The organism is Streptomyces sp. NPDC002176 (assembly GCF_044903645.1).
In the GTDB taxonomy this organism is placed as follows: Bacteria; Actinomycetota; Actinomycetes; order Streptomycetales; family Streptomycetaceae; genus Streptomyces.
This window is the reverse complement of sequence record NZ_JBJDQW010000003.1, coordinates 396,934-412,830: the sequence shown is the minus strand read 5'-3', so window position 1 is coordinate 412,830 and position 15,897 is coordinate 396,934. Positions and strand designations below refer to the sequence as shown.

General features: G+C 73.1%; 12 protein-coding genes. 2 read left to right on the top strand and 10 right to left on the bottom strand.

The window, feature by feature from the left end; translation table 11 throughout:
* The first annotated feature begins 68 nt into the window (after nucleotides 1–68).
* A complete protein-coding gene (locus ACI2LY_RS15660) occupies nucleotides 69–842 on the top strand; it encodes a peptidoglycan recognition protein (protein WP_404707606.1) in 774 nt (257 codons plus the stop codon).
* Here ACI2LY_RS15660 and ACI2LY_RS15655 read toward each other — a convergent pair.
* The 7 genes from ACI2LY_RS15655 to ACI2LY_RS15625 form a co-directional block, all read right to left on the bottom strand.
* A complete protein-coding gene (locus ACI2LY_RS15655) occupies nucleotides 839–1,357 on the bottom strand; it encodes a DUF4240 domain-containing protein (RefSeq protein WP_404708149.1) in 519 nt (172 codons plus the stop codon). The two genes, ACI2LY_RS15660 and ACI2LY_RS15655, sit on opposite strands and share 4 nt — an antisense overlap.
* A 118-nt stretch (nucleotides 1,358–1,475) precedes the next feature.
* Nucleotides 1,476–4,187: a pyruvate dehydrogenase (acetyl-transferring), homodimeric type gene (gene aceE / locus ACI2LY_RS15650; RefSeq protein ID WP_404707605.1), complete on the bottom strand. Its 2,712-nt coding sequence runs from the start codon at nucleotides 4,185–4,187 to the stop codon at nucleotides 1,476–1,478.
* Between the two features lie 269 nt (nucleotides 4,188–4,456).
* Nucleotides 4,457–5,080 (bottom strand): GntR family transcriptional regulator, encoded by a 624-nt coding sequence (locus ACI2LY_RS15645; RefSeq protein WP_161149184.1) that lies wholly within the window; start codon nucleotides 5,078–5,080, stop codon nucleotides 4,457–4,459.
* Nucleotides 5,081–5,268: 188 nt separating this feature from the next.
* Nucleotides 5,269–7,128, bottom strand: coding sequence for a 2-oxoglutarate dehydrogenase, E2 component, dihydrolipoamide succinyltransferase (gene sucB, locus ACI2LY_RS15640; protein WP_404707604.1), 1,860 nt, complete (start codon nucleotides 7,126–7,128; stop codon nucleotides 5,269–5,271).
* A 61-nt stretch (nucleotides 7,129–7,189) separates the two neighbouring features.
* Nucleotides 7,190–8,578, bottom strand: a complete 1,389-nt coding sequence (lpdA, locus tag ACI2LY_RS15635) for a dihydrolipoyl dehydrogenase (RefSeq protein ID WP_404707603.1) — start codon at nucleotides 8,576–8,578, stop codon at nucleotides 7,190–7,192.
* A gap of 232 nt (nucleotides 8,579–8,810) precedes the next feature.
* The gene (locus ACI2LY_RS15630) at nucleotides 8,811–10,346 is read right to left on the bottom strand and encodes a leucyl aminopeptidase (RefSeq protein WP_404707602.1); all 1,536 of its coding nucleotides are present in this window, start codon (nucleotides 10,344–10,346) and stop codon (nucleotides 8,811–8,813) included.
* A 297-nt stretch (nucleotides 10,347–10,643) separates the two neighbouring features.
* Nucleotides 10,644–11,447, bottom strand: coding sequence for an adenosylcobinamide-GDP ribazoletransferase (locus tag ACI2LY_RS15625; protein WP_404707601.1), 804 nt, complete (start codon nucleotides 11,445–11,447; stop codon nucleotides 10,644–10,646).
* Between the two features lie 61 nt (nucleotides 11,448–11,508).
* On the opposite strand from ACI2LY_RS15625, the gene ACI2LY_RS15620 reads away from it, so the two are divergent.
* The gene (locus ACI2LY_RS15620) at nucleotides 11,509–12,273 is read left to right on the top strand and encodes a hypothetical protein (RefSeq protein WP_404707600.1); all 765 of its coding nucleotides are present in this window, start codon (nucleotides 11,509–11,511) and stop codon (nucleotides 12,271–12,273) included.
* On the opposite strand, the gene ACI2LY_RS15615 is transcribed toward ACI2LY_RS15620, so the two are convergent.
* From ACI2LY_RS15615 to cobT, 3 genes are all read right to left on the bottom strand, one after another.
* Complete coding sequence (locus ACI2LY_RS15615; RefSeq protein WP_404707599.1) at nucleotides 12,213–12,899, bottom strand: hypothetical protein; 687 nt, start codon at nucleotides 12,897–12,899, stop codon at nucleotides 12,213–12,215. The two genes, ACI2LY_RS15620 and ACI2LY_RS15615, sit on opposite strands and share 61 nt — an antisense overlap.
* Complete coding sequence (locus ACI2LY_RS15610; RefSeq protein WP_404707598.1) at nucleotides 12,896–14,695, bottom strand: phosphatidylglycerol lysyltransferase domain-containing protein; 1,800 nt, start codon at nucleotides 14,693–14,695, stop codon at nucleotides 12,896–12,898. Before ACI2LY_RS15610 ends, ACI2LY_RS15615 begins: the two co-directional genes overlap by 4 nt.
* A 66-nt stretch (nucleotides 14,696–14,761) precedes the next feature.
* A complete protein-coding gene (cobT, locus tag ACI2LY_RS15605; protein ID WP_404707597.1) occupies nucleotides 14,762–15,853 on the bottom strand; it encodes a nicotinate-nucleotide--dimethylbenzimidazole phosphoribosyltransferase in 1,092 nt (363 codons plus the stop codon).
* Nucleotides 15,854–15,897: the final 44 nt, after the last annotated feature.

Below are 15,897 nucleotides of genomic sequence, written 5' to 3'. Positions count from 1 at the left end.
GGACGATGGTTCCACCGGGTGGCACACCACACATCGCGGACCCGTCGCGCCGGGCCGACAGTGGGATCATGAAGTGGACGCGCCCGTGGCGTACCGCCCGCCTGCCCGGCGCCCTGCCGGCCCTGACCGCGGTCCTCGCCCTGCTGCTGCTCGCGCGGGGCAGCGAGCGCGCCGTCCGGGCCCAGCCCGCGCATCCCGCGCCCAGCACGGTCCCGGTCGTCCACCACGCGCCCCGCCCGGCCATCCTGCCCCGCTCCACCTGGCTCGACCGCGCCACCCTGCGCAGGCAGCCCCCGCCGCGCTACGACGACCGGGTCGTCGCCGTCTTCGTCCACCACACCGACTCGCCCAACGACTACGACTGCGCCGACGCCCCGCGCATCATCCGCGCGCTGTACTCCGGCCAGACCGGCGCCCGGCACTGGGACGACATCGGCTACAACTTCCTCGTCGACCGCTGCGGCACCATCTACGAGGGCCGCGCCGGGGGCATGGACCGGGCGGTCACCGGAGCCCACACCCAGGGGTTCAACCACCGCTCGGCGGGCATCGCCGCGCTCGGCACCTTCACCGCGGGCGCCTCGGTCCCACCCGCCATGACCGACGCCATCGCCGCGCTGGCCGCCTGGAAGCTGGGCCCCTCCGACACCGACCCCCGCGCCCGCGTCCGCCTGGTCTCCACCAGCGGCCTCAGCCGCTACCGGTCGGGCACCGCCGCCACCCTCCCCACCGTGGCCGGCCACAACGACGCCTACCCCACCACCTGCCCCGGCGCGGCCCTCACCGCCACCCTCCCCACCATCCGAGCCAAGGCAGCCCGCCTCCAGGGCCGCAGCCACTAGGGCTTGAAGCGGTCCCACAAGGTCGGGTAGCGGTCCGCCAGGGTGCCGTCGTTCTCGAAGTCGATCGGGGTGCCCGTGGGCTCGCCGGGGGCGGGGGCGATGCCCAGGTCGGGGGCGACCACGCCGGTGAGGCGTTCGTACGCCTCGTCGGCCGCGTAGCCCAGTTCCTCGCCGTCGCCGTCGATCTCCTCGTCGAACTCGTCCAGCAGCTCGGCCAGGGAGTCCGGGTCGTGCAGGGCGCCCTCGAAGACCTCGCGGCCCTGGCCGATGAGCCAGCAGCGGAAGTAGTCGAAGGCGTCGTCGCTCGCCCCGTCCAGCAGGAGCCAGGCCGCGCCCCACAGGTCCCAGCGGTAGGCGCGGTTGTAGCGGGCCTCGAAGTGACGGGCGAAGTCCAGCACCATGTCCGGGTCGAACTGGAGCAGCCGGTCCACCAGCAGGTCGGCCTGCTCCTCGGGGTCGCCCTCGGCGGCCTCGCGGGTGGCGTCGATCAGCTCCCAGAACTCCGTCTCGTCCATCACGGCACCAGCATCGGGCCTGGACCCCCACCCCGCACGCGGAACGGCACGGGAATCAGCGGGAGAACGAAGAAGGGGTACGGCAGGACGCCGTACCCCTTCTTCCGACCTCAGGAGGTCACAGACCGTACTTCTCGCGGGCTTCCTTCACCGACGTCGCCTTGACCCCGCCGCGCTTGGCGAGCTGGGCCAGGGCCGCGACCACGATGGACTCGGCGTCGACACCGAAGTGACGGCGGGCCGCCGCGCGGGTGTCGGAGAGGCCGAAGCCGTCCGCACCGAGCGAGGACCAGTCCTGGTCGACCCACTGCGCGATCTGGTCCGGGACCTGGCGCATGTAGTCGGAGACCGCGAGGACCGGGCCCTCGGCGCCCTGCAGCGCCCGGCGCACGAACGGCACCCGCTCCTCGCCGCGCAGCAGGGCCGCGTCGGCGTCCATGGCGTCACGGCGCAGCTCGGACCAGGAGGTCGCGGACCACACGTCGGCGGCCACGCCCCACTCCTCGGCCAGCATCCGCTGCGCGTCGAGCGCCCAGTGGATCGCGGTGCCCGAGCCCAGGAGCTGGATGCGCGGGGCGTTGGCCGGGACGGTGACGCCCGCGGACTCGGCCGTGTTGAACCGGTACAGGCCCTTGACGATGCCCTCGTCGATGCCGGGCACGGCGGGCTTGGCCGGCTGCGGCATCGGCTCGTTGTAGACCGTCAGGTAGTAGAAGACGTCCTGGTCCTCGCCCGGCGCGGCCTCGCCGTACATCCGGCGCAGACCCTCCTTGACGATCGCGGCGACCTCGTAGGCGAACGCCGGGTCGTACGTCAGCGCGGCCGGGTTGGTCGCGGCGATCACCGGGGAGTGACCGTCGGCGTGCTGGAGACCCTCGCCCGTCAGGGTCGTACGGCCCGCCGTCGCGCCGACGAGGAAGCCGCGGCCGAGCTGGTCGCCGAGCTGCCACATCTGGTCGGCCGTGCGCTGCCAGCCGAACATCGAGTAGAAGATGTAGAACGGGATCATCGCCTCGCCGTGCGTCGCGTACGCGGTGGACGCGGCGATGAAGTCGGCCATCGAACCGGCCTCGGTGATCCCCTCGTTGAGGATCTGGCCGTTCTTGGCCTCCTTGTAGTACATCAGCTGGTCGCGGTCGACCGGCTCGTACGTCTGGCCCTTGGGCGAGTAGATGCCGAGCGACGGGAACAGCGACTCCATGCCGAAGGTGCGCGCCTCGTCGGGGACGATCGGCACCCAGCGCTTGCCGGTCTCCTTGTCGCGGACCAGGTCCTTGACCAGGCGGACGAACGCCATGGTGGTCGCCACGTTCTGCGAGCCGGAGCCCTTGTCGAACGAGGTGAACGCCTTCTCCGCCGGGGCGGGCAGCGGCGCCAGCGCGTGCGTACGGCGGGCCGGGGCCGGACCGCCGAGGGCCGCGCGGCGCTCCTGGAGGTAGCGGACCTCGGGGGAGTCGGCGCCCGGGTGGCCGTAGGGCACCTGGCCGTCGGCGAACGCGCTGTCCGCGATCGGCAGCTCCAGCAGGTCCCGCATCGCCTTGAACTCGTCCACCGAGAGCTTCTTCATCTGGTGGTTGGCGTTCTTGGAGGCGAAGCCCGGGCCGAGGGTGTGGCCCTTGACCGTCTGGGCCAGGATCACGGTCGGCGCGCCCTTGTGCTCCACGGCCGCCTTGTACGCGGCGAAGACCTTGCGGGCCTCGTGACCGCCGCGCGACAGGTGGAAGCACTCGAGGATCTTGTCGTCGCTCAGCAGCTTCGCCATCTCCACCAGCGCCGGGTCGGCACCGAAGAAGTCCTGGCGGATGTAGGCCGCGTCGCGCGTCTGGTACGTCTGGATCTGGGCGTCCGGCACCTGGCGCAGACGGCGGACCAGCGCGCCCGTGGTGTCCAGCTGGAACAGCTCGTCCCAGGCGGTGCCCCACAGCGTCTTGACGACGTTCCAGCCCGCGCCCCGGAACTGGGCCTCCAGCTCCTGCACGATCTTGAAGTTGGCGCGGACCGGGCCGTCCAGGCGCTGCAGGTTGCAGTTGATGACGAAGGTGAGGTTGTCCAGCTCCTCACGCGCGGCGAGCGCGAGGGCCGCCGTCGACTCCGGCTCGTCCATCTCGCCGTCACCGAGGAACGCCCACACGTGCGACGCGGAGACGTCCTTGATGCCGCGGTTGGTCAGGTAGCGGTTGAACCGCGCCTGGTAGATCGCGGAGAGCGGGCCGAGGCCCATCGACACCGTCGGGAACTCCCACAGCCAGGGCAGCCGCCGCGGGTGCGGGTACGACGGCAGGCCGTTGCCGCCCGCCTCCTGGCGGAAGTTGTCGAGGTGGCCCTCGTTCAGCCGTCCGTCGAGGAAGGCGCGGGCGTAGATGCCGGGGGAGGCGTGGCCCTGGATGTAGAGCTGGTCACCGGAGCCGTCGGCGTCCGGGGACTCCTTGCCCTTGAAGAAGTGGTTGAAGCCGGTCTCGTACAGCCACGCGGCCGAGGCGAAGGTGGCGATGTGGCCGCCGACGCCGTGCTTGCTGCCCCGGCTGACCATGGCCGCCGCGTTCCAGCGGTTCCACGCGGTGATCCGGGTCTCCATCGCCTCGTCACCGGGCACGCCCGGCTCGGCGGCGGTGGGGATGGAGTTGACGTAGTCCGTCTCCAGGAGCTTCGGCAGCGCGACGCCGCCCGCCTCGGCACGCTCCAGCGTGCGCCGCATCAGGTACGCGGCGCGGTGCGGGCCCGCTTCCCTGGCGACGGCGTCCAGGGAGGCGCGCCACTCGGCGGTCTCCTCGGGGTCGCGGTCCGGGAGCTGGTCCAGCGCGCTCGGCTGGATGGCGTTGGGGTCGGTCATCTCGCCGCCTTCCTCAGTCGAAGGGGGAATCCCTCATGGGTGAGGGTTCGGGGTTGCCCTTGGTCTTTGGCAGGACAGGGCGAGAACTCGGTAGAAGTCCGTCGGTGACAATAACTCCCTGATCGATGATCGATCAAAGGTTTGGGAGCGAAAACCCAGTCTTTACGCGAAAGTAGGCACCCGGTGTCTTTCGTACAGGCACCCGGTGCCTTGTTTTCCCAGGTGAGCGAGGTGCCGCTCAGCCGGTCCAGGGGGCGTTCAGGGGGCGTTCAGGGGCGGGGCGCGCAGCCCAGCACATGGGCCTTCACCAGCTCGGCGATCCGGGGGTCGCGGCGCTGGAACGCCTGCACCAGCTCCTCGTGCTCCTCGGCGTACGACTGCTGGACGGTGCCGAGCCAGCGGATCGACAGGGCGGTGAACACCTCGATGCCCAGGCCCTCCCAGGTGTGCAGCAGCACGGAGTTGCCCGCGGCGCGGACGAGTTCGCGGTGGAAGCCGACGGTGTGGCGGACCTGGCCGGTGCCGTCCGCGGCCCTGTCGGCCTCGTAGAGGGCCGCTACGTGGGGCTCCAGGGCCTCGCAGCTCTCCGCCAGGGTCTCGGCCGCCAGTTCCGCCGCGATGGCTTCCAGCCCGGCTCGGACGGGGTAGCTCTCCTCCAGGTCGGCCGCGGTGAGGTTGCGTACGCGTACGCCCTTGTTGGGGGCGGACTCGATCAGGCGGAGGGATTCCAGCTCGCGGAGGGCCTCCCTGACCGGGGTCTGGCTGACCTCCAGTTCGGTGGCGATCCTGCGTTCCACGATGCGCTCGCCCGGTTGCCAGCGGCCGCTGACGATGCCCTCCACGATGTGCTCGCGGATCTGTTCGCGCAGCGAGTGGATTACGGGCGCGGTCATGGGGGCTCCTTTTCAAGGGGCTGGCCTCTAGACAATACGGCTGTCATGCGCGTGCCGTGCGTGCGGGTGCGGGTTCGTCGTGGCTGGTCGCGCAGTTCCCCGCGCCCCTGGGTGGGGGCGGCTCACCTGCGCTGGAATGGCGAAGCCCCCTTGTCGTTCGACAAGGGGGCTTCTTCACAGGCCGGGGGTTACAGGCCGAGCTCTACCTCGAACTCGCCCGCCTCCAGGATCTGCTTGACCGTCGTCAGGTAGCGGGCCGCGTCGGCGCCGTCGACCAGGCGGTGGTCGTAGGAGAGGGTCAGGTAGGTCATGTCGCGGACGGCGATGACCGTGCCCTCCTCCGTCTCCAGGACGGCCGGGCGCTTCACCGTGGCGCCGATGCCGAGGATGGCGACCTGGTTCGGCGGCACGATGATCGTGTCGAACAGGGCGCCGCGCGAACCGGTGTTGGAGATGGTGAAGGTCGCGCCGGACAGCTCGTCCGGGGTGATCTTGTTGGCGCGGACCTTGCCGGCCAGCTCCGCCGTCGCCTTGGCGATGCCCGCGAGGTTGAGGTCACCGGCGTGCTTGATGACCGGGGTCATCAGGCCCTTCTCGGAGTCCACCGCGATACCGACGTTCTCGGTGTCGAAGTAGGTGATGGTGCCCTCGGCCTCGTTGATGCGGGCGTTGATGACCGGGTGGGCCTTCAGCGCCTGCGCGGCGGCCTTGACGAAGAACGGCATCGGGGAGAGCTTGACGCCCTCACGGGCGGCGAAGGAGTCCTTCGCCTTGCCGCGCAGCTTCATCAGACGCGTGACGTCGACCTCGACGACCGAGGAGAGCTGGGCCTGCTCGGTGAGCGCCTTGACCATGTTGTCGCCGATGACCTTGCGGATGCGGGTCATCTTGACGGTCTGGCCACGCAGCGGGGAGACCTCCAGCGCCGGAGCCTTCTTCGCGGCGGCCGGAGCCTGGGCCGCGGCCGGAGCCGGGGCGGCGGCGGCCTTCGCGGCCTCGGCGGCGGCGGTGACGTCCTGCTTGCGGATGCGGCCACCGACACCGGTGCCCTTGACCGACGCCAGGTCGACGCCGTTCTCCGCGGCGAGCTTGCGCACCAGCGGGGTCACGTAGGCGCCCTCGTCGGTCGCCTGGGTGGCGGTCGGCGCGCTGGGCGCGGTCGCCGGGGCGGCCGGAGCCGGGGCGGGCGCGGGAGCCGGGACCGGAGCGGACGGGACCGGCTCGGGAGCCGGGGTGGTCTGCTGCTGCGGCGCCGGAGCCGTCGGGGCCTGCGGGGCCGGAGCCTGCGGGGCCTCGGCGGCGGGGGCGGCCGGAGCCGGAGCGGCCGGAGCCGGAGCGGCCGGAGCCGGGGCGGCCGGGGCCTCGGCGGCGGGCGCCTTCGGGGCCTCGGGCGCGGCGGCCGGGGCGGCACCCGCGACGCCGATGACGGCGAGCTTGGCGCCGACCTCGGCGGTCTCGTCCTCGCCGACCACGATCTCCAGCAGGGTGCCCGAGGTGGGCGCCGGGATCTCGGTGTCGACCTTGTCCGTGGAGACCTCGAGCAGCGGCTCGTCGGCCTCGACGGAGTCGCCCACCGACTTCAGCCAGCGGGTGACGGTGCCCTCGGTGACCGACTCGCCCAGCGCGGGCAGGACCACGTCGGTGCCCTCGGCGGAACCGCCGCCGGAGGTCGCCTCGGCGGTCGGCGCCGGGGCGGGCGCCTCCTGCTCGGTGGACGGGGCGGCCTGCGGGGCCTGCTCGGCGGCCGGGGCCGGAGCCTCGGCGGCGGGGGCCTCGGCCGCGGGGGCCGCGGTCTCGGCGGGGGCGCCGGAGCCGTCGTCGATCAGGGCCAGCTCGGCGCCGACCTCGACGGTCTCGTCCTCGGCGACCTTGATCGAGGCCAGCGTGCCGGAGACGGGCGAGGGGATCTCGGTGTCGACCTTGTCGGTCGACACCTCGAGCAGCGGCTCGTCGGCCTCGACGCGCTCGCCCTCGGCCTTCAGCCAGCGGGTGACAGTGCCCTCGGTGACGCTCTCACCGAGCGCCGGAAGGGTTACGGAAACCGCCATGGTTTCTGTTGCTCCTTAGGAATTGCGGAAGTCTGTGTCGTCGCGCCCGGGGGCCGAAGGCTCAGTCGTGGGCGTGCAGCGGCTTTCCGGCCAGCGCCAGGTGCGCCTCGCCGAGCGCCTCGTTCTGCGTCGGGTGGGCGTGGATGAGCTGGGCCACCTCGGCGGGCAGCGCCTCCCAGTTGTAGATCAGCTGGGCTTCGCCGACCTGCTCGCCCATACGGTCGCCGACCATGTGGACGCCGACCACGGCACCGTCCTTGACCTGGACGAGCTTGATCTCGCCCGCGGTCTTCAGGATCTTGCTCTTGCCGTTGCCCGCGAGGCTGTACTTCAGGACGACGACCTTGTCCGCGCCGTAGATCTCCTTGGCCTTGGCCTCGGTGATGCCGACGGAGGCGACCTCCGGGTGGCAGTACGTCACGCGGGGGACACCGTCGTAGTCGATCGGGACGGCCTTGATCCCGGCCAGCCGCTCGGCGACCAGGATTCCCTCGGCGAAGCCGACGTGGGCGAGCTGGAGGGTCGGGACGAGGTCACCGACGGCCGAGATGGTCGGCACGTTGGTCTGCATGTACTCGTCGACCAGGACGTAGCCCCGGTCCATGGCGACACCCTGCTCCTCGTAACCGAGGTTCTGGGAGACCGGGCCGCGGCCGACGGCGACGAGGAGGATCTCGGCCTCGAACTCCTTGCCGTCGGCGAGGGTGACCTTGACGCCGTCCTGGGTGTACTCGGCCTTCTCGAAGAAGGTGCCGAGGTTGAACTTGATCCCGCGCTTGCGGAAGGCGCGCTCCAGCAGCTTGGAGGAGTTCTCGTCCTCGACCGGCACCAGGTGCTTCAGACCCTCGATGACGGTGATGTCCGAGCCGAAGGACTTCCACGCCGAGGCGAACTCGACGCCGATGACACCGCCGCCGAGGACGATCGCGGACTTGGGCACGCGGTCCAGGACGAGGGCGTGGTCGGAGGAGATGATCCGGTCGCCGTCGATCTCCAGGCCCGGCAGCGACTTCGGCACGGAGCCGGTCGCCAGCAGGATGTGACGGCCCTCGATCCGCTGCCCGTTCACGTCCACCGACGTGGGGGAGGACAGTCGGCCCTCACCCTCGATGTACGTCACCTTGCGGGACGCGATCAGACCCTGGAGGCCCTTGTACAGGCCCGAGATCACGTCGTCCTTGTACTTCTGGACGGCGGGGACGTCGATGCCCTCGAAGGTCGCCTTGACACCGAACTGCTCGCTCTCGCGGGCCTGGTCGGCGATCTCGCCCGCGTGCAGCAGGGCCTTGGTGGGGATGCAGCCCTTGTGCAGGCAGGTGCCGCCGACCTTGTCCTTCTCGATCAGGGCGACGTCCAGGCCCAGCTGCGCTCCGCGCAGGGCCGCGGCGTAACCACCGCTGCCACCGCCGAGGATCACTAGGTCGAAAACGGTGCTGGCGTCGTTCGCCACGTCACGTCCTCCATGCATGTGCGCCTGGGCCGGTCTCCGATGACCGGCAGGCGGCTGGTGTCCGGCCGCTCAATGCTTCGGCCCTGTGGTGGGGGCCCTGTCCTGCCGGGCTCCATCTTTGCACCTGTCGGGGGTGCGGCGGACGCCGGGCCGGGGTGTGAGACGCCCCACGTCCGTGCCAGGGGGCGCGGACCGGCCCGGTCCGCGCCCCCTGGCGGGTGCCGCGCGCGACTCAGCCGAGGTCGCCGTCGGCGGCCTGCTCGGCCAGTCGCACCAGGGTGCGCACGGCCGTGCCGGTGCCACCCTTGGGCGTGTAGCCGAAGGCGCCGCCGTCGTTGAAGGCCGGGCCCGCGATGTCGAGGTGGGCCCAGGTGATGCCCTCGCCGACGAACTCGCGCAGGAAGAGACCGGCGACCAGGCCGCCGCCCATCCGCTCGCCCATGTTGGCGATGTCCGCGACGGGGGAGTCCATGCCCTTGCGCAGGTGCGCGGGGAGCGGCATCTGCCACGCGGGCTCGCCGGTCTCCTCGGCCGCCTCGTGCACGGCGGTGCGGAACGCGTCGTCGTTGGCCATGACACCGAAGGTCCGGCTGCCCAGGGCCAGCATCATCGCGCCGGTCAGCGTCGCCACGTCCACGATCGCGTCCGGCTCCTCGGCCGAGGCCGCCCACAGCGCGTCGGCGAGGACCAGGCGGCCCTCGGCGTCGGTGTTGAGCACCTCGACGGTCTTGCCGCTGTACATGCGCAGCACGTCACCGGGGCGGGTGGCGGAGCCGGACGGCATGTTCTCGGCGAGCGCCAGCCAGCCGGTCACCTCGACCTTCAGGCCGAGCCGGGCGGCCGCGACGACGGCGGCGAACACGGCGGCGGCACCGGCCATGTCGCACTTCATCGTCTCGTTGTGCCCGGCGGGCTTGAGCGAGATGCCGCCCGAGTCGTAGGTGATGCCCTTGCCGACGTAGGCGAGGTGCTTCTCGGCCTCCGGGTGCTTGTACGCCAGCTTCACCAGGCGCGGGGTGGCCGCCGAGCCGCCGCCGACGCCGAGGATGCCGCCGTAGCCGCCGTCCTTCAGGGCCTGCTCGTCCAGCACCTCGATGGTGAGGCCGTGCTCGTCGGCCGCGGCCTGCGCGATGGCGGCGAACGCCTCGGGGTCCAGGTCGTTCGGCGGGGTGTTGACGAGGTCGCGGGCGCGGTTCAGCTCCTCGCCGACGGCGACCGCGCGGTCCACGGCGGCCTGGTAGCCGCCCGCACCGTCCTCATCGGCCTCGCCGCCGAGCAGCACGGCCTCGCCGAGCGGGGCGCCGTCGCTCTTCGCCTTCTCGTCCTTCGGGCTCTCCTTGTACGCGTCGAAGGCGTACGCGCCGAGCAGCACGCCCTCGGCGATCGCGGCCAGCGCGCCGGGACCGTCGACGGGGAGCGCGAACGTGGCCTTCTTGGTGCCGGAGAGGCCGCGGGCGGCCACACCGGCGGCCCGGCGCAGCGCCTCGGCGTCGTACCCGGCGTCCGCCTCGGGCTCGGCGCCCAGGCCGACCGCCACCACGAGCGGCGCGTCGAGACCGGCGGGGGCGGGCAGCTTGGTCAGCTCGCCCTCGGCGCCCGAGGCACCGAGGGTCGTCAGGACGCCGGCCAGCCCGCCGTCGTACGCCTGGTCCACGGCCTCGGCACCGGGCGCCACGACGGGGCCCGTGCCGGCCTTGGCGACACCGATCACGATCGCGTCGGCCCGCGGGCCCGGCGCCCCGGCCGGCTTGAGAGTCAGAGCAGTCACGGTGGTGAAATCTCGCTTCCGATGTGAAGTTTGCCAGTGCCATTGCGACAGCCGGTCGTCCGCGAGGGGTGACCGCCGCAAGGGGTGGGTCGACTCGGGCCCGGCAGCCGGTTCCGGGTCCCTTTCGCGGGGGCCGACGGCGGCCGGGGCCCTCACCCTGTCGGCGAACACCCGCCACGAGACTACGCGCGTACGTGCGTTCGCTCATTCCCGTGTACCGCCCCGGCCGCCCGCACTTCGGGCCGTCGTGTAAGGCGGGTGGGACAACTCGCCTCAGGAACGGAACAGTTGCCCCCCTCAGCCGCCCAGCGGGCCGGGTCCGCCGAGGCACAGCACGAGCAGCGCCGCGGTGGCCGCGGTCTCCGCGAGGGCGCCGAACACGTCCCCGGTGACCCCGCCGAAGCGGGCCACGCAGCGGCGCAGCAGGAGTTCGGCCGGGACCAGGCAGAGCGGTACGGCCGCCGCCGCGCGCACCGCCTCCCACGGCCCGAGCAGCGCCCCGCCCGCCCCGGCCGCGAGCGTCACCGCCGCCGCGGCCGCCAGCGCCCCCGGCACCGGCACCACCCCGGCCACCGCCGCCCCGAGCCCCTCCGGCCGGGCGGCCGGTACCCCGGTGCGCGCGGCCAGCGTGAGCGCCAGCCGGGCCGCGACCCCGGAGACGACCGCCCCGAGCGCGCCCCGCGCCCACGAGTCGCCGTACAGCCCGGCGAGCGCGGCGACCTGGGCCAGCAGCGTCAGCACCAGGGTCAGCACGCCGAACGGCCCGATGTCGGACCGCTTCATGATGGCGAGGGCCTGCTCGGCGGGTTTGCCGCTGCCCAGTCCGTCGGCGGTGTCCGCGAGCCCGTCCAGGTGCAGCCCCCGGGTGAGCGCGGCCGGTACGGCGGCCGAGGCGACGGCGGCGAGCAGCGGGCCCATGCCGAGGAACAGGAACGACAGCCCCAGCCCGGCCGCCACGAGGCCGACGGTCAGCCCGGTCAGCGGTGCGCACAGCATGCCCGCCCGCGCTGCCGTCCGGTCCCAGCGGTGCACCCGGACCGGGATCACGGTGAGGGTGCCGAAGGCGAAGCGGGGTCCGTCGAGCGAGGGGGTCTGGGGCATCGGCGCAGGCTACCGGGGCCGTCACCGGGCTGGGGCGGCGGGCCGGGGATAAAGTGCGCACATGGGGCACTGGTGGGAGCGGAACATCCTGGAACCGGGCAAGCTCCCGCTGCTGCTGGCCCTCTTCTCGTTCGTGGCCACCTTCGTCGTGACACGGATCATCGTCCGTCTGATCCGCGCCGGGAAGGGCCCGTTCGGCAACGTCCAGGCGGGCGGGATGCACATCCATCACGTGGTGCCCGGTGTGGTGCTGACCATCGTCGGCGGCTTCGGCGCCGTCGCCAGCGACCGGCACGGGGCGGGCGGCGCGATCGCCGCCGTGGTCTTCGGGATCGGCGCCGGTCTGGTGCTGGACGAGTTCGCGCTGATCCTGCATCTGGACGACGTCTACTGGAGCCCGGAGGGCCGCAAGAGCGTCGAGGTCGTGGTCATCACCGCCGCGCTGGTCGGGCTGCTGCTCTCGGGCTTCTCGCCGTTCGGCGTCAACGACCTCTCGCAGGACGAACTGCAGGACCGGGGCGGGGCCATCGCGTTCGTCGCGGTCAACTTCCTGATCTCGCTGGTCGCGTTGAGCAAGGGCAAGGCCCGTACCGCCGTGTTCGGCGCGATCGTGCCGCTGCTGGCCCTCGCGGGCGCCCTCCGGCTGGCCCGGCCGACCTCGCCCTGGGCCCGCCGCTTCTACGGCCGCAGGCCCCGCGCCCGTGCCCGCTCGCTGCTGCGCGCCTACCGGCACGACCGGCGCTGGGCGGGGCCCCGGCGGGCGGTTCAGGACTGGATCGGCGGCAAGCCCGATCCCTCCCCGGCCCGGCTGCCCAGGGGCGACTGAAGCCCCGCCAGACACAGGGCGCCCACGGCCAGCAGCGCGGCCAGGTGCTCCTTGCCCGCCAGGTTGTCCTTCAGCAGCACCTCGACCACTATCGCGCCGGGCACCGCCACCGCCGTCACGCGCGCGTGGTGCCGGACCGCGACGTACACCGCGAGCCCCACCACGGCCGCCGACGGGCCGGTGTCCACCACCAGGGCGTCCGAGGCGGGCAGTCCGAACGGGGCGTGCGGGCCGAGGGCGATGCCGATCCGGGCGTACAGCGTTCCGGCGAGCGTGGCGACGTACGCGATGAGCAGGGTGCGGCGGCGGCCCAGGCACAGTTCCGCGATGCCGAACACGCAGAGCACCTGCGCCAGCGCGCCCCACACCGGCAGGTCCAGCGCGGGCACGAAGAGGGAGAGCGGGGTGCGCAGCAGCGCCAGCCAGAGCGGGTCGGCGGCCCGTACGGCACCGGCCGCCTCCACCAGCGCGAAGCCCCAGGACTGGTTCTGTACGAACTGGAGCAGCGCGGTCAGGACCACCGCGCCGAGCGTCAGCGGGGCCGCGAGCAGCGGGCCGCGCGCGAGCAGCGCCGCCCGCAGGGCCACGTACAGCGGGCCCCACTCGGCGCGCGCCCACGCTCTCACCGGTGGGTCTCCAACTGTCGGCGGTGCAGCCACTTCGGCAGTCCCGGCGCTTCCAGGAACCCCTCCGCGCGGGCCGCCGCCAGGGCGATACGGGGCAGGTCGGCGCTCTTCTCGAAGAGCACGAAGCGCGGCTCCCAGATGGGCCGGTACTTGGCGTTGGCCCGGTACAGCGACTCGATCTGCCACCAGCGGGAGAAGAAGCTCAGCAGCGAGCGCCACAGCCGCAGCACCGGCCCGGCGCCGAGCCGGGCGCCGCGCTCGAACACCGAGCGGAACACGGCGAAGTTCAGCGAGACCTGGCCGACGCCGATCTCCCGCGACCGGCGCAGGAGGTCGATCACCATGAACTCCATCAGCCCGTTGTCGCTGTCCCGGTCACGGCGCATCAGGTCCAGCGAGAGCCCGCCCGGCCCCCAGGGCACGAACGACAGCAGGGCGCGCAGCCTGCCCTCGGCGTCGGTGCACTCCAGCATCACGCACCGGCCGTCCTCCGGGTCCGCGAGGCGGCCCAGCGCCATGCTGAAGCCGCGTTCGGTGGCGCCGTCCCGCCAGTCGTCGGCCCGCTCCACCAGGCGGGCCATCTCGGCCGCCGGGATGTCCTCGTGCCGCCGCATCCGCACCTGGTAACCGGCCCGCCGCACCCGGTTGTACGCCTGCCGCACGGTGCGCATCGCGCGGCCCTCCAGGGTGAACTCGGCGACCTCCACGATGGCCTCGTCGCCGAGTTCGAGGGCGTCCAGGCCGTGCCGGGCGTAGATGGTCCCGGCCTCCTCGCTCGCCCCCATCACCGCGGGAATCCAGCCGTGGGCCCGCGCCTCGGCCAGCCAGGGCGCGATGGCGCCGGGCCATGCCTCGGGGTCGCCCAGCGGGTCGCCGGAGGCCAGGCTGACCCCGCCGATCACCCGGTAGGCGACGGCCGCCTTGCCGGTCGGGGACCACAGCACGCTCTTCTCCCGGCGCAGCGCGAAGTAGCCGAGGGAGTCGCGTTCGCCGTGCTTGTCCAGCAGCTCCCGCAGCCGCTTCTCGTCGTCCTCGGTGAGCGGGTCGACGGCACGGCGGGAGCGGAACGCGGCGTACAGGGCGGCGAGGAGGAGGGCCGTACTGAGCACGTTGACGGTGACGTCGGCCCAGCCGGGCGCGTCGATGCCGGGGAACCCGGACTCCTCGGTGGCCACCGACACCAGCCGCAGCGTGCCGTACTGCCAGCGCTCCAGGAAGGTCGAACGGGCCGCGTCCGGAGCCTGGTTGGTGGCCGTCACCAGCAGCGCGGCGAGCAGCGAGGCGGCCGTTCCGCCGCCCAGGGCGACGGTCGCGGCGAGCCGGGGGTTGGTGCGGTCACCCTTGGCGTAGAACTCGCGGCGGCCGAGCAGCAGGACGGCGACGAAGGCGGCCGTCAGCGCCAGGGAGACCCAGTTCTGCGGGGAGCGGCGGATCTCCGGGAAGGCCGCCATGGCGAGGGCGAACAGGGCCAGGAAGGCCCCGCTGAGCACCAGGTTGAGAATCCACGCGGCCCGCTTGCGGCGCCGCATGGTGACGGCCAGGAACGCGGTGAACACACCCGAGGCGAAGCCCGCCGTCAGCAGGTACGGCGTGAACAGGTTCTCCTGGTTGTGGCGGCGCACGTCCTGGCCCAGCGAGACCCACACCGCGCTGAGGAAGTTGACGAACGCGACGGCCCGCAGGTACCAGACCGCGCCGGTGGCGGCCCGGCGGGACGACACCCCGCCCGGCCGCCGCGCCGGTTCGCTCCGCTGGTCCGGCTCGCTCAACCGGTCGGCAACTCGGGCATCTCCCATGAGCGGGGATCATATGTCCGCATATGCCCGGAATCCCGCTCATCGGTGCCGTGGGGTGCGGCCGGGCTAGGCGCTCGCCTCGGACTCCTCGGACTCCGTGGGCTTCTCCGCCTCCGGGCGCTCCGGAAGCTCGGCGGCCAGTGCGGCGGCCGAGCGGACCAGGGGGAGCGCCAGCAGGGCGCCCGCGCCCTCGCCGACCCGTACGCCTGTCGTCAGCAGCGGCTCCAGCGCCATCCGGTCCAGCGCCTTCGCCTGCCCCGGCTCACCGCTGTCGTGGCCCGCGAGCCACCAGTCCGGCGCCCGGAACGCCACCCGCTGGCCCACCAGCGCGCAGGCCGCGGCCACCACGCCGTCCAGGATCACCGGCAGCTTGCGCACCGCGCACTGGAGCAGGAACCCGGTCATCGCCGTCAGGTCGGCGCCGCCCACCGTCGCCAGCAGTGCGAGCTGGTCACCGAGGACCGGGCGGGCCCGGCGCAGCGCGTCCCGGACCGCCGCGCACTTGCGCATCCAGGCCAGGTCGTCGATGGGCTCGCCGCCGCGCCCGGTCACCACCGAGGCGTCCGTACCGCACAGCGCGGCCACCAGTACCGCCGCCGCCGTCGTGCCGCCCACGCTCACATCGCCGAGCACCACCAGGTCCGTACCGGAGTCGGCCTCCTCGTCGGCGACCGCCATGCCCGCCCGGAACGCCTCCTCGGCCTCCTCGGCGGTCAGCGCGTCCTCGATGTCGATCCGGCCGCTGCCCCGCCGCACCCGGTGCCGTGAGACCTCCGCCGGGAAGGCGTCCGGCGCGCAGTCCAGCGCCAGGTCCACCACCCGGACCGGCACGTCCAGGCGCCGGGCCAGCACGGCGGCCGGGCTCGCGCCCTCCAGCACCGCGCGGACCAGGTCCGCCGCGCCTGTCTCGGGGCGCCGGGAGACACCGAGCGCGGCGATGCCGTGGTCACCGGCGAAGAGGACCACCTTCGGCCGCTCCACCGGCCGCACCGGCACCACGCCCTGCGCGGCCGCCAGCCACTCGCCCAGCTCGTCCAGTCGGCCCAGCGCGCCGGGCGGCACGGCCAGGCGCTCCCGCCGTGCCTCGGCGTCCCGGCGCACGCCGCCGTCCGGGCGCTCGATCAGATCGGTGAAGTCGTCGAGTTGAAGCCTGTCCATTCGCGGAACAGTACCGCCCGCGCGCGGGGCGCCCCGCGCCACAC